The organism is Catenuloplanes atrovinosus (assembly GCF_031458235.1).
In the GTDB taxonomy this organism is placed as follows: domain Bacteria; phylum Actinomycetota; class Actinomycetes; order Mycobacteriales; family Micromonosporaceae; genus Catenuloplanes; species Catenuloplanes atrovinosus.
Genome location: NZ_JAVDYB010000001.1, coordinates 2,319,961 through 2,331,990 on the forward strand (window position 1 = coordinate 2,319,961; position 12,030 = coordinate 2,331,990).

Below are 12,030 nucleotides of genomic sequence, written 5' to 3' on the forward strand. Positions count from 1 at the left end.
TCTAGGCTGCGGGGGTGGTCGCACCCGAGAACCAGAAACTGCTGACGAAGTCCACCTTGGTGACGGTCTCGCACGCGATCGAGAGGGCCGCGCTCGCCGTGGGCGAGGACGGGCCGATGCTGGTCCTGGCGCTGTTTCAGCGGATGCCGTATTTCGAGCGGGAACGGGACGTCTACGAGCGGATCGCGCGGCGGGCGGCGGTCACGGTCGTGGGCGTGGTCGGTGACCAGCCGGGGCGGATGCCGGACGGGGTGCACCTGGTCGCGCTGAACGAGAACGAGGCGTACGCGCGGGAGTGGACGGTCGTGGTCCTCACGCCGCGGTTCGGGGCGGTGCTGGTCGCGTACGACCGGGAGCAGGTCAGCGGGGCCGCGGCGACGCTCGAGGCCGGCCGGCTGTTCGACGGCTGGTGGAGCCTGCGCCGGGACGACGCGCTGCACAAGGCGCTCGCGCTGCAGGCCGCGTTCGCGGACCGCTTGCCGCCGGCCGCGCGCGCCGCGGTGTCGGACGTGCTGGCGTACGTCCGCGATCTGCCGGCCGGCACGGGGGAGAGCCGCGCCGACGCGCTCGCCCGGCTGCTGATCGAGCACGCCGAGCGGGCCGGGACCGAGCTGGCCTCGCTGCGCCGCCGCGTCGCGGTGGCGGACCACTCGCCGGTCACCGCGGCGGACGAGGTGAGCCGCTGGTCCGGCACCGCGTCCGGTACGCTGCCGGTCGCGCTGCTGGCGGTGCGCGTCCCGAGCCCGCACCAGCTGCCGGAGCAGGCGGGCCGGCGTACCGGCGCGTTGCGCAACGAGGGCCTGATAGCCGTGCTGTCCGCGGTGCTGCGCGACTCGGACCGGCTGACCCGGCTGTCCGACGACGACTTCCTCCTCATGCTTCCGGCGCTGTCCCTCGCCGACGCGCTGAAGACGGCACACCAGCTGCAGGCCGACCTGGCGGCGGCCGCGGCGCACAACGCGTTCCTGCCGGGCGGCGCGCACATGCTGGTCATGGCGACGCGGCGCCGGCCGTTCCCGATCCCGCGCATCATTGAGGGGCTGGACTGGGCGCAGCGCGAGCGCGTCCCGGTGGCCCAGGTGGAGGACGCGTGACCTCGTACGTCTCGCACACCACGGTGGACTGCACCGACGCGTACGCGCTGTCCCGCTGGTGGCGGGTCGTGCTCGACTATCGCGAGGACCCCGCCGATCCGAACGAGCCCGGCGACGAGGAGTGCATGATCGCGTCCGCCGACGGGCGGCACCGGCTCCTCTTCATCGAGGTGCCGGACGCGAAGCGGGTCAAGAACCGGGTGCACCTCGACCTGCGCCCCGCCGAGGGCACCCGGGACGCGGAACTGGCCCGCCTGACCGGCCTCGGCGCCACGGTCGTGGCCGACCGCCGCAACCCCGACGGCACCGGCTGGGTGGTGCTCGCCGACCCGGAGGGCAACGAGTTCTGCATCCTCCGCGGCGAGGCCGAGGTGGCCGCCACGGGCTGACCGCGCGCCCGTTACGCGCAGCGGATGCAGCGCCGGGCGAACGGCCGCGCGGCCAGCCGCTCCGCAGCGATCAGCTGCCCGCAGCTCTCGCAGACGCCGTACGTTCCGGCGTCCATCCGCCGCAGCGCCTCGTCCACCTCGGCGATCCGTTCCCGCGCGCCGGCCAGCAGCGCGGTGAGCTGCGCCCGTTCGAACCCGATGGTCGACCCCTCCGGGTCGTGCTCGTCGTCCGCGTTCGAGTCCCGGGAGGCCGCGAACAGCGCCTCCAGGTCCCGCGCCAGCGTCGCGGCCTCCGCCTCGGTGCTCGCGCGCAGCCGCAGCAACTCCGTCCGCACCGGCTCAGTCATGGCCGGCAGCCGGCGTCGCGGGGAAGTCGAGCCCGGCGGACAGCAGGTCGAACGCCTGACCGGCCAGCTCGGACTCCGGTGCGTCCCGGCCGGCGGCCCGCCAGGCGACGACCGCCGGCTGCACCGCGCACAGCACGACCGAGGCCACCAGGTACGGCCGGGGGTCCGTGGCGGGGTCGGCCCCCATCCGCGCGCCGATCAGCCGCGCCGTCTCGTCGATGCGGGCGGTCGCGCGCTGGGCGCGGGCCGCCGTCAGCGCCGGGCTGACCGAGAGCAGTTCCTGCAAGGTCCGGAAGCGGGCCTGGTCCTCGTACGCCCGGACCACCCCGACCGCGGCGGTCCGCATCGCGGTCAGCACCGGCACGTCGGCCGGCTGTCCGGCGAACGCATCGAGGAGCGCGGTGATCTGCTCGTCCGCCAGCGACAGCGCCACGTCCTCCTTGGAGGTGAAGTACCGGAAGAACGTTCGCGGGGAGACGTCCACCGCCGCGGCGATCTCGTCGATCGTGGTGGCCTCGAAGCCGTTGGCGCAGAACAGGGCGTGGGCCGCGTCGATCAGCGCCTCGCGCGTGCGCTGCTTCTTCCGTTCGCGCAGGCCGGCCTTTTCCATGCGGCGAGCGTACCGGTAGCAAGATTTTGTCATTTGACGACAAGTGTCATGAACTGACAATATTGCCGGTATGCCTAAGCCACCCGCCCCGTCGTCCCTTTTCTGGAAGCTGCACCGCCGGTTGGCACGCCTCAACACGGTCCTGTTCCGCCGCACCCGCGGCCGGGTCGGCGGCACCTACTTCGGCGGCCCGCCGGTGCTCCTGCTGCACCACGTCGGCCGCCGGTCCGGTCGGGCGCGCATCAACCCGCTGATCTACCTCGACGACGCGCCGCGACTGGTGATCATCGCCTCGAAGGGCGGCGTCGACACGCATCCGGCGTGGTTCCACAACCTGATGGCGATGTCGGCCACGGAGGTGGAGTTGCCCGGCGGCGAGCGCCGCCGGGTCCGCCCGCGCGTCGCCGAGGGCGCGGAGCGAGCGTCGCTGTGGGAACGGGCGGTGGCGATCTACCGGCCGTACGCGACCTACGCGACCCACACCCGGCGGGAGATCCCCGTGGTCGTGCTCGAACCGGCCGGGGGAAGCGCGCCCGAAGGCCGGTGACGCCGAGTTACGCTGGTCACGATCGAAGGCGCCGGGCGAGGACGTTCATGGGACACGTGACGGTGGTGGTTCCGCCGCATCTCGCCGGTCGGCTGGATCCGCCCATGCGGTCCCTCGTCACGGGCGCGCGGGTGACCGACGTCGCGGACGTCCCCTGCGTGTCGGACGAGTCGCGAACCAGGCCCGTCACCCTGAGGCTGCCGGTCAGCGCGGCGGATCAGGTGGCGTTCCGGCGTGGAGCCGCCTACGACCGGCTGCACGGCCGCATCGTCATTCCGCTCGTCTACACGGTCATGGCCGCCGCCACCGCGCTGTGGATGCTCATCCGGCTCTCCGGCCGTCACGACCACCTGAAACTCGCGGCTTTCCTGCTGGCCGGCGCCTGCCTCCTGGTGGCCGTCTCGACGGGCGTCATGCGGCCGATCGTCATCAGCCGGGCCCACCCACGGATCCGGCGGAACGGCGACGTCGTCTTCCCGAGGATGCCGGCCGATCTCGCCGACGAGTGGAGGGACGCGAACCCCGGCATCACCGTACGGACGAGATGACGCCCGTGGCCGGCGGGTGGATGGACGCCGCCTCAGCCGGGCAGGCCCACGGCGCGCAACTGGTCGGCCAGCCGGTCGTACTCCGCGGCGGCCGAGGGTGAGGTGTCGCTGAGTCCGCTGTGGACGGCCGTGCGGCTGCGCAGGAAGGCGCGGAACGCCGGGACGAGCAGGGCCTCCGGCACGGTGTGGAGCGCGTCGAACGCGCGGGGGACCGGCGGGCCGGGCAGCGCGGCCAGGCTTCGCCGGATGTCGCGGATCATGGAGCGGACGGCGGCCGGATCGGCGGCCAGCGCGACCGGGCCCCCGGCGGCGTGGACGGCGCGGCCGAGCGGCACCTCGAACGCGGCGTGCGTGGTGAGCCAGGCGGCCGCGCGCGGCTCGTGCCGGGCGTTGATCCCGGCGGACCGGAAGGTCCGGATGATCCGTTCCAGGCGCGGCGTGGACCGGCCGCCGGGCTCGCCGACCGGTATCGGGACCCGGCGGGTGACGGCGCCGGCCCGGCGGGCGCGGACCACGTCGCCGTCCATCGTGCCGCCGAACGCGCCGAAGCCGAGCAGCACCCGCTCGTGGCCGAGCGCCGCGCCCAGCGGACCCGGACCGGCCGCCCAGTTGAGCATGAACAGCACGTCGCCGCCGGTCGGGGCCAGTGACTCCAGCACGGCGTCGACCTGGTGGGCGCGGACGAGGACCACGGTCAGGTCGTAGTCGCCGCCCGGGTGATCGACCACCGGCACCGGGACCGCCCGGACGGCCGGGCCGTCGTCCTCGGTCAGCCGCACGCCGTGCCGGCGCAGCGCGGCCAGGCGCTCACCGCGGGCCAGGAGGACGACGTCCCGCCCGGCCTCGTGCAGCCGGACGGCGAGCTGGCTGCCGAGGACGCCGGCGCCGAACACGAGAATCCTCATCACGAGACTCTTTTCAAACGATCGTATGAATCAAACGTTCGTATAGTATGCCCGAGTGGCCCGCCCCGACACCCGCACCCAGCTCCTCGACGCCGCCGAACGCCTCTTCGCCGAGCACGGCTTTCGTGGCACCTCGATCCGCGCGGTCACCGACCTGGCCGGCGCCAACCTGGCCGCCGTCGGCTACCACTTCGGCTCCAAGGCCGACCTGCTCGCCGCCGTCGCCCGCCGCGCCGTCGAGCCGATCACCGCCGCTCAATCGGCCAACCTGGACCGGCTGCTGGCCCGCACGCCGGACCCGGCCGTGGCGGACCTGGTGGAGGCGTTCGCCGGGCCGCTGTTCGACGGGCTGCCGGGCGGCGACGAGCCCGGTGCGCGCCGCTCCCGCCTGATCGTCGCGATCCTCACCGACCCGGCCGAGGAGATGCGCCGGTGGACGACCCCGGCGGAGGACACGCTCGCCGAGCGTTACCTGGCCGCGTTCCGGCGCGCGCTGCCCACCCTCTCCGCCGGCGAGCTGTGGTTCCGCATCCGCGGCATCCTGGCCGTCACCGCCGTGGACCGCCTCGAGGCGTACAACACGCCCACCACCCCGGGCGGGCCCGGCCGCCGCTGGGCGATCACGTTCCTGACCGCGGCGATGAGCGCGCCACCGAGCTAGCGCCTGTGTCGACGTGGGATGCCGGGCTGCGGCGTGGCCCGGGCACCGCCCGGCCGCACGCCGCGAAAGCCCACAGACGACACCGGTGTGCGGCCTTCCGCTCCGCACACCCGGACGACACCTGGACCTCGCCCCGCTCCGGCCCCCACGTCGATACGGGCTCTGGCGTCCATGGTCATCCGCCGAGGCGGAGCGTGTTCATCACCATCAGGTCGAAGTCGGCGATCAGCTGGTCGGCGGCCCGGTCGTCGCGGTAGACGGCGAGGTTCACCGTGTACCGGGTCGGTCCCGCGTCGAACACGTAGGTGACCAGCCGGTCGCCGGGGCCCTGCGCGCCGAACCCCTCCGAGGTGAGCACGCCGGACGAGCGCTGGCCGCCGGCGCCGGCCGCGGTCGTCACCCGCGAGACCTCGAGTCCGGTGAACGCGTCCGGGCTGGGCGGCTGGATCGCGCCGACCGCCTCGCCGGTCCGGATCCACACCCGGTAGAACAGGAAATCCGTCGGTACGCACTCCGGGATCAGCTCCGCGGATTCGGCCAGCCAGTGGTTGTAGACCGTGTCGATGCGGCACTCCTCGGACACCCAGGACGGCGGGTGGCGCAGCGAGTAGCCCTGGTCGGCGCTGGCGAACGCGGTCCACCCCGCGGTCGGGTCCGGCGGGGCGGGCAGCGTGATCTCCGAGGCCTCCGGCAGCTCCGGCACGGTCAGCTGCTCCAGCACGGCCGCGAGCGCCTCCGGCGTCTGCGGGAAGACCGGCGTGCCCGCGCCGGCCGCGCCCGCCAGCAGCGTGAACGAGTCCCGCTCCGCCTCCGGCACGGCGAAGCCGACGAACCGGAAGTCCAGGTCGAGCCCGCTGTCGCGCAGCTCCCGCTCGATCCGCGCGGAGACCGCGGCCTGGTCCTGCGTGCACGCGTCCGCGCCGTGGTGCGCCACCACGATGATCCGGTTGCTGAGCCGGCCGCGGAACGGGTACCGCCGGTCGAAGTCGCCGATCGCGGCGAGCACGCCGTCGAGCAGTGTGGGCCGGCCCGCGGCTTCGACCGTACCCATGGCGTCATTGATCCTCTGGGTGTTTCCGGTGCCGGCGGCGACCAGTTCCTCCGTGGTGCCGGCACCGCCGCACTCGCCGCCGAACCGGCGCAGCGCCAGCGAGTCCCGGTCGCCGGTGTTGCCGGCGGCGGCGCGCACGGCCGCGCCGACCGCGCCGAGATCGCCGGACGCCGGCACGGAGCTGTCGACGAGGAAGGTGATCCGGTGCTCGGGCACGCCGCGCAGCACCACGGCGGTGCCGATCACGACCGCGGCGACGGCCGCGAACACCCCCACGACCAGAACCCATCGGCGGGTACGGCTCATCGCACGCCCTTCGGTGCCGTGGCGCGCAGCGCCGCCAGTGCGTCGTTCATCGCGGTGACCTCGGCGTTGTAGCCGTTCGCGACGGTGGAGAACCGCTCGTGCCCGGGCCCGAGCGGCCGGCCGTCGCGCGCGTCCGCGAGCAGCGACTCCGCGGACTCGACCACGTCCCGTTGGAGGTCCTTGAGCGACAGCGCGCGCCGGTTGAGGTCCGCGGCCTCGGCGGTACCGGTCCGGCCGTCCAGGTCCTCGAACGCCGCGTCCGCCGCCGTGATCGCGTCCCGCGCGTCGCCGATGCGCCGCTCCGCCACGTCGAGCCGACCGTCCATGGTGGCCGCCACCGCCTCGTTCACCGTGGTCACGGTCGGGTTGAGCACGTCGACGACCGCCTTCGCGTTGCGCAGCACCGGCTCGACGTTGGTGAACCAGTCCAGCGCCGCGTCCAGGTCGGTGGCGGTCTCGACGAACATCGGCTCGGGCGCGCCGGACCCGGCCGCGAGCCGCGCGAGCTGGTCCTGCTGGTCGTCCTCGACCCGGTAGCCGATCACCCGGAACTCGATCTCCAGCCCGGCCGCCTCGATCCGGTCACTGATCTCCCGCTGCACGAACGCGGTGTCGGCGTCGCAGCCGTCCTCGCCCTGCCGCGCCACCACGACGATGCGGTTGACCTGCTTGGCGTCCTGCGCGAACGGCCGGCTGAAGTCCTCGATCGCCTGCACGATGCCGCGCTGCAGCGTGGCCACGCCACCGCCGCGCACGCCGGCCGCGGCCGCCGCGATCTCGTCCCGGTTGCCGGTGCCGAAGTCGACCAGCCGGGTGGTGTTGTCGTCCGCGCCGCACTCGCCGCCGAAACTGCGCAGCGCCAGCGAATCCCGGTCGCCGGAGTTCCCCACCACGGTCCGCAGCGACTCGGTGATCTCGGCCAGCCCCGCCGGATCCGCCGCCGCGGACGCGTCGATCAGGAACTCCGTCTTGTACGTCGGCGCGAACTGCGGCAGCACCAGCGCCACCACCGCCCACCCGCCGGCCGCCAGCACGCCCAGCGTGAGCACGGAGATCAGCGCCACCCGTACGCTGCGCGGCACCTCCATCCGGAAGACGTTCTGCTGCCGCCCGTGATCACCGATCTGGACACCGGCCGCCCCACGCGCGTCGACCCCGGCCCGTTCGCCCGCCACCGTTCCCCGCCCCCCGAGAGCATTCGTCAGGGCCTCTTTGTAGCGTCGCCGATCCACCACCCATCAGACGTTGTCCCGAACCCGACATTCCCCGGCCCCGAATCCGGCCACACGCGACCCAGTCCTCGCCGAGCGTCCACTGTCGCCGGGTTGGCATCATGGTGTGGTGGCTGTGCTCTTCGACGCGGAGATCTCCGTGCACTACGGCTTCGTCATGCTCTCGGACGGGGACGATCCGCCGGACCTGATCGAGAGCCGGGCCGGGCAGCGCAACGGCCTGTGCGGCGCCGCGATCCCGGGCGGGCTCGCGATGGTGACCGGGTTGCACACCGGCCGGGTCCCGTTCGTCGTGCGGTGGCACGACGAGGAACCGCCGGTCGGCGCGGAGTGGGAGGACGTGGTGGAGGTGCCGTTCCGGCCCGCCTCCCCCGAACTGGTGCTGAGTGCGTTCGAGGACTTCTTCGACGTCCGCGTGCCCTCGGCCGGGAGTCTTCGGACCCGGTACTGCGCGGTCGGCATGGACGCCGCCAACGACCGGGACACGATCCTCGACGACGAGCCGACCATCGATCGCTACCTGCTCTCGCTGTGGCCGGCCGAGCCGGCGCCGGACGCGGTGCTCAGGCAGTCCAGCGCCGTCGCGGCGTACTGGCACGGCGTCTGCTCGTAGCGGCCACCCCACCGGCCGGGATTGGGCCGGCCGCGCCGCACCACCCGAGCGCCGCTGCTCCGGGCCTACTCCGTGCCGTCGGCCGGCAGGCGGTCCGGGAGGCCGAGGCGGGGGAAACGGTCGTCGTGGAAGGTGAGGATCTCGGTGATCGCGCCGCCGGAGATGCGCAGGACGTCGACGGTGAGCGGCAGGTACGCGCGCTCGTCCGCCCGCCAGAGGTAGAACCCGACGGCCGGCTGCCGGTTGACGGTGGTGGGGACGGTCTTGAGCCGGCCCAGCGCCTCGAAGCCGTCCTCGACCCAGCTGCTCACCACCGCGTCGCGGCCGACGTGCACGCCGGGCGTGGGCGGCATCGCGCAGCGGACGTCGTCGCGGAGCAGGGCGGCCAGCGCCGGGACGTCGGTGGCCACGGCGGCCTCGGTGAAGCGGCGGACCAGGTCGCGGGTGGCGGCGTCCTCCTTGCCGCCGGTCCAGTCCTGCCGCTCGGCGGGCAGGTGCTCCCGCATGCCGGCGCGGGCCCGCTGGAGCGCGCTGTTGACGGAGTTGACCGAGTCGCCGAGCAACTCCGCGACCTCCTTCGCGGGCCAGCCGAGCACGTCGCGGAGGATCAGCACGGCGCGCGGGCGCGGCGCGAGGTGCTGGACCGCCACCAGGTACGCCAGCTCGATCGTCTCCCGCGCCACGGCCGCGGCCTCCGGCTCGTCCGCGCCGACGGCGGGCAACTCGTCGAGCAGCCGGTCCGGGTACGGCTGCAACCACGGCACCTCGCCGCCGGTGGCCGGCTCCGGGCGTACCGTGGCGAGCAGGTCCAGGCAGGCGTTGGTGGCGATCCGGTACAGCCAGGCCCGGACCGTCGACCGCCCCTCGAACGACTCCCGCCGCCGCCACGCGCGCAGGAACGTCTCCTGCACGGTGTCCTCCGCGTCCTCGAACGAGCCGAGCATCCGGTAGCAGTGCACGTGCAGCTCCCGCCGGTGCCGCTCCGCCAGCCCGGCGAACGCGGGTTTCTCCAGCCGCAGGTCCGTGTCCATGACGTCATCCTTCCGCCTCGTCGTGTCCCGTCCGAAGGTATGACGGCTACGAGCCGGAAAACTCATCACCGGCCGCGGTGAGCGCCGCCTCGATCTTGTGGTGGGCGGCCTCGCGGAGCGCGGCCGTGTCCGGGTAGTCGGACGGCAGCAGCGGCTCCAGCACCTCGACCCGCGCGTCGACCTGGGAGCGCAGCACCAGCCCGTGCTTGGGCAGCGCGCGGCCGGTGCCGTGCACGGCGATCGGGTAGACCGGCACGCCGTGGCGCACGGACAGCTCGAATGCCCCGTCCTTGAACCGCTGGAGCCGGCCGTCCGCGGAGCGCCGGCCCTCCGGGAAGATCAGCACCGGTACGCCCCGGTCGAGCAACTCGCCGCAGCGGGCCATCATCCGGCGCACCGACTCGCCGCTGCCGCGGACCAGCGGTACGTAGCCGTTGAGCCGCATGTTCCAGCCGACGAACGGCACCGCGAAGATCTCTGACTTGGAGACCCACTTGTACGGCCGGAACAGGTCGAACAGCACCAGGATGTCGATCAGCGAGGCGTGGTTGGCGACCAGCACCGCGCCGCCGCGCCACGGCAGCCGCCGCCGCCCGGAGGTGCGCAGCCGCCACAGCGGGTTCAGCCGGACGTAGAAGACGGCCCACGCGGACGAGTAGAGGTGCAGCACCACCTTGCGCCGGTCGAACGGCGCGGTCACCGCCCACGTGAGCAGCGCGCCGAGGAAGAAGAACGGGCAGGTGACGACGATGACCGCCCAGTACAGGTACGAGATGAGCCGGAGCATGCGCAGAATCTAGCCTGAGGCCTCGCCGCGCTGCTCACCCGCGTAATCGGCGGCCCGGCCGGGTAAAGAGCCGCGAACCGCTCGGAAGGGAGTCGCATGCTCGAGGTGACCGCGCTCGGCTGGGCGCTGACGATCGGCGTCATCGTGGCGCTGCTGGCGATCGACCTGCTGGCCGGCTGGCTGCGCCCGCACGCGGTCGGATTCGCGGAGGCGACCGCGTGGTCGGTCTTCTACATCGCGGTCGCGGTGGTCTTCGGCGTCGTGTTCGCCGGGCAGGTGGGGTGGGAGTACGGCACCGAGTACTTCGCCGGCTACATCGTGGAGAAGAGCCTGTCGATCGACAACCTCTTCGTCTTCGTGATCATCATCAGCACGTTCGCGGTGCCGGCCGAGCACCAGCACAAGGTGCTCACGTTCGGCATCCTGGCCGCGCTGGTGCTGCGCGTCATCTTCATCGCGCTCGGCGCGGCGCTGCTGTCGCTGTTCTCGTTCATGTTCCTGATCTTCGGGCTGGTGCTGATCTGGACCGCGATCCAGCTCTTCCGGCACCGGAACGAGGACCCGGACGTGGAGGACAACGGCCTGGTCAAGGTGGCCCGCCGGGTGCTGCCGACCACCACGGACTACCACGACGGCCACCTGTTCGCGCGCGTCGACGGCCGCCGGGTCGCCACGCCGCTGTTCATCGTGCTCATCTCGATCGCCGGCACCGACCTGCTGTTCGCGCTCGACTCGATCCCGGCCGTGTTCGGCGTGACCGAGGAGGCGTACATCGTCTTCGTCGCCAACGCGTTCGCGCTGCTCGGCCTGCGCGCGCTGTTCTTCCTGGTCAAGGGCCTGCTCGACCGGCTGGTCTACCTGTCCGTGGGGCTGGCGGTGATCCTCGCGTTCATCGGCGTGAAGCTGATCCTGCACTGGGCGCACGACCTCAGCGACGCCATCCCGACCGTCTCCACGCCGCTGTCGCTGTCCGTCATCATCGGCGTGCTGGTCATCGCCACCGTCGCCAGCCTGATCCGGGTCCGCCGCGACCCCACCGCGACCGCCCACGCCGGCTCGCTGCGCGTCCGCCCCCGCCGCGACGACGACCGCGACCGGTGATCCACGACCGGCCTACCAGCTCAGCAACCGGCGCCGGGACGACGGGCGCACCGATCCGGTGCGCCCGACCTCGATCGCGACCGGCACCAGGATGAGCACCAGCAGCAGCGCGCCGGGCAGCTCGCCCCAGCCGGCCGCCTTCAGCACGCCGCCCCAGATGGTCGCCCACCACGCCACCACCAGTGCGCGGCCCAGCCCGAGGACGCGTGCCCGGTACAGCGCGGCGGCCAGCAGCGCACCGCCGGCGTACTGCCCGCACGCGGCGATCACCGGCAGCCGCCACGGCCCGTACGACAGGTCCGCGTAGGCGTCCAGCACGAACGCCACCGCGAACTCCGTGCCGTACGCGTCCGCGAGGCCGAACGCGGTCTGCTCCACGCCCGCCCAGTAGAGCCGCGCCCCCAGCCCGGTGGCCAGCAGCAGCCCGCCCACGGGGGCCAGCACCGGCGCTCCGGGCGTGGCGAGGCGGGTCAGCACGGCCACCGCGATCACCATGACCACGGCGCCGGCCAGGAACACGGCGTAGCCGGCGACCACCAGAGCCGGATCCAGCCGGTACACCGCGAGCTCGCCCGGCACCGCGAACGGCTCGTCGCGGAGATGGTCCGGGACACGGGCGCCCGCGATCGCGCGGATCGTCAGGCCGCACAGCCACAGCAGCGGCCCGAGCACGAGCGCGCCCGCGGAGAGGAGACGCGTGGTCATGCGGGCGACGGTAGCGAGAAAGCGGCCGTGGCGGCCCGGCACGCTCAGGGCGCTCTCAGCCGTACCCCCGTGGGGCGGGGCACGGCCCGGCCGGAACGGGCTT

15 protein-coding genes are annotated in these 12,030 nt (G+C 73.4%); 7 read left to right on the plus strand and 8 right to left on the minus strand.

Translation table 11 applies throughout. From position 1 onward, the window contains the following. Positions 1–14 precede the first annotated feature (14 nt). On the plus strand, positions 15–1,094 hold the full coding sequence (locus J2S41_RS10345) for a DICT sensory domain-containing protein (RefSeq protein WP_310366073.1): 1,080 nt from the start codon (positions 15–17) through the stop codon (positions 1,092–1,094). Then, positions 1,091–1,483, plus strand: a complete 393-nt coding sequence (locus J2S41_RS10350; protein ID WP_310366075.1) for a VOC family protein — start codon at positions 1,091–1,093, stop codon at positions 1,481–1,483. The genes J2S41_RS10345 and J2S41_RS10350 overlap by 4 nt, the downstream gene beginning before the upstream one ends. An 11-nt stretch (positions 1,484–1,494) precedes the next feature. On the opposite strand, the gene J2S41_RS10355 is transcribed toward J2S41_RS10350, so the two are convergent. Both J2S41_RS10355 and J2S41_RS10360 read right to left on the minus strand, forming a co-directional pair. Next, positions 1,495–1,830 (minus strand): TraR/DksA family transcriptional regulator, encoded by a 336-nt coding sequence (locus tag J2S41_RS10355; protein ID WP_310366078.1) that lies wholly within the window; start codon positions 1,828–1,830, stop codon positions 1,495–1,497. Continuing rightward, positions 1,823–2,440 carry a TetR family transcriptional regulator gene (locus J2S41_RS10360; RefSeq protein ID WP_310366080.1) on the minus strand — a complete coding sequence of 206 codons (618 nt, stop codon included), beginning with the start codon at positions 2,438–2,440 and terminating at the stop codon, positions 1,823–1,825. The genes J2S41_RS10355 and J2S41_RS10360 overlap by 8 nt, the downstream gene beginning before the upstream one ends. Positions 2,441–2,510: 70 nt before the next feature. Here J2S41_RS10360 and J2S41_RS10365 point away from each other — a divergent pair, with 70 nt between their 5' ends. Continuing rightward, positions 2,511–2,987 (plus strand): nitroreductase/quinone reductase family protein, encoded by a 477-nt coding sequence (locus tag J2S41_RS10365; RefSeq protein ID WP_310366083.1) that lies wholly within the window; start codon positions 2,511–2,513, stop codon positions 2,985–2,987. 104 nt (positions 2,988–3,091) lie between these two features. Next, entirely contained in the window at positions 3,092–3,535 is a 444-nt protein-coding gene (locus tag J2S41_RS10370; RefSeq protein ID WP_310366087.1) for a hypothetical protein, read from the plus strand. Positions 3,536–3,567: 32 nt separating this feature from the next. On the opposite strand, the gene J2S41_RS10375 is transcribed toward J2S41_RS10370, so the two are convergent. Next, positions 3,568–4,440 carry a ketopantoate reductase family protein gene (locus J2S41_RS10375; RefSeq protein WP_310366089.1) on the minus strand — a complete coding sequence of 291 codons (873 nt, stop codon included), beginning with the start codon at positions 4,438–4,440 and terminating at the stop codon, positions 3,568–3,570. Positions 4,441–4,495: 55 nt separating this feature from the next. Here J2S41_RS10375 and J2S41_RS10380 point away from each other — a divergent pair, with 55 nt between their 5' ends. Then, positions 4,496–5,101 carry a TetR/AcrR family transcriptional regulator gene (locus J2S41_RS10380; RefSeq protein WP_310366091.1) on the plus strand — a complete coding sequence of 202 codons (606 nt, stop codon included), beginning with the start codon at positions 4,496–4,498 and terminating at the stop codon, positions 5,099–5,101. Positions 5,102–5,276: 175 nt separating this feature from the next. Here J2S41_RS10380 and J2S41_RS10385 read toward each other — a convergent pair whose 3' ends face one another. Continuing rightward, on the minus strand, positions 5,277–6,458 hold the full coding sequence (locus J2S41_RS10385) for a hypothetical protein (RefSeq protein ID WP_310366093.1): 1,182 nt from the start codon (positions 6,456–6,458) through the stop codon (positions 5,277–5,279). After that, entirely contained in the window at positions 6,455–7,633 is a 1,179-nt protein-coding gene (locus J2S41_RS10390; protein ID WP_310366095.1) for a VWA domain-containing protein, read from the minus strand. The genes J2S41_RS10385 and J2S41_RS10390 overlap by 4 nt, the downstream gene beginning before the upstream one ends. A 166-nt stretch (positions 7,634–7,799) precedes the next feature. Between J2S41_RS10390 and J2S41_RS10395 the strand changes: the two genes are divergently transcribed. Further along, positions 7,800–8,303, plus strand: coding sequence for a hypothetical protein (locus J2S41_RS10395; RefSeq protein WP_310366098.1), 504 nt, complete (start codon positions 7,800–7,802; stop codon positions 8,301–8,303). A 65-nt stretch (positions 8,304–8,368) separates the two neighbouring features. Here the strand turns inward: J2S41_RS10395 and J2S41_RS10400 are convergent, their stop codons facing one another. Both J2S41_RS10400 and J2S41_RS10405 read right to left on the minus strand, forming a co-directional pair. Continuing rightward, entirely contained in the window at positions 8,369–9,334 is a 966-nt protein-coding gene (locus J2S41_RS10400) for an RNA polymerase subunit sigma-70 (RefSeq protein ID WP_310366100.1), read from the minus strand. A gap of 46 nt (positions 9,335–9,380) precedes the next feature. After that, on the minus strand, positions 9,381–10,121 hold the full coding sequence (locus J2S41_RS10405; RefSeq protein WP_310366102.1) for a lysophospholipid acyltransferase family protein: 741 nt from the start codon (positions 10,119–10,121) through the stop codon (positions 9,381–9,383). Between the two features lie 96 nt (positions 10,122–10,217). Between J2S41_RS10405 and J2S41_RS10410 the strand changes: the two genes are divergently transcribed. Further along, positions 10,218–11,222 (plus strand): TerC/Alx family metal homeostasis membrane protein, encoded by a 1,005-nt coding sequence (locus tag J2S41_RS10410; protein ID WP_310366104.1) that lies wholly within the window; start codon positions 10,218–10,220, stop codon positions 11,220–11,222. Between the two features lie 12 nt (positions 11,223–11,234). Here the strand turns inward: J2S41_RS10410 and J2S41_RS10415 are convergent, their stop codons facing one another. Further along, on the minus strand, positions 11,235–11,927 hold the full coding sequence (locus tag J2S41_RS10415; protein WP_310366107.1) for a hypothetical protein: 693 nt from the start codon (positions 11,925–11,927) through the stop codon (positions 11,235–11,237). Positions 11,928–12,030: the final 103 nt, after the last annotated feature.

Coding starts and splice junctions, on each gene's coding strand:
- J2S41_RS10415 (WP_310366107.1), bottom strand. CDS start 11,927: ATGACCACGCGTCTCCTCTCCGCGGGCGCGCTCGTGCTCGGGCCGCTG.
- J2S41_RS10375 (WP_310366089.1), bottom strand. CDS start 4,440: ATGAGGATTCTCGTGTTCGGCGCCGGCGTCCTCGGCAGCCAGCTCGCC.
- J2S41_RS10360 (WP_310366080.1), bottom strand. CDS start 2,440: ATGGAAAAGGCCGGCCTGCGCGAACGGAAGAAGCAGCGCACGCGCGAG.
- J2S41_RS10405 (WP_310366102.1), bottom strand. CDS start 10,121: ATGCTCCGGCTCATCTCGTACCTGTACTGGGCGGTCATCGTCGTCACC.
- J2S41_RS10410 (WP_310366104.1), top strand. CDS start 10,218: ATGCTCGAGGTGACCGCGCTCGGCTGGGCGCTGACGATCGGCGTCATC.
- J2S41_RS10365 (WP_310366083.1), top strand. CDS start 2,511: ATGCCTAAGCCACCCGCCCCGTCGTCCCTTTTCTGGAAGCTGCACCGC.
- J2S41_RS10400 (WP_310366100.1), bottom strand. CDS start 9,334: ATGGACACGGACCTGCGGCTGGAGAAACCCGCGTTCGCCGGGCTGGCG.
- J2S41_RS10370 (WP_310366087.1), top strand. CDS start 3,092: ATGCGGTCCCTCGTCACGGGCGCGCGGGTGACCGACGTCGCGGACGTC.
- J2S41_RS10355 (WP_310366078.1), bottom strand. CDS start 1,830: ATGACTGAGCCGGTGCGGACGGAGTTGCTGCGGCTGCGCGCGAGCACC.
- J2S41_RS10385 (WP_310366093.1), bottom strand. CDS start 6,458: ATGAGCCGTACCCGCCGATGGGTTCTGGTCGTGGGGGTGTTCGCGGCC.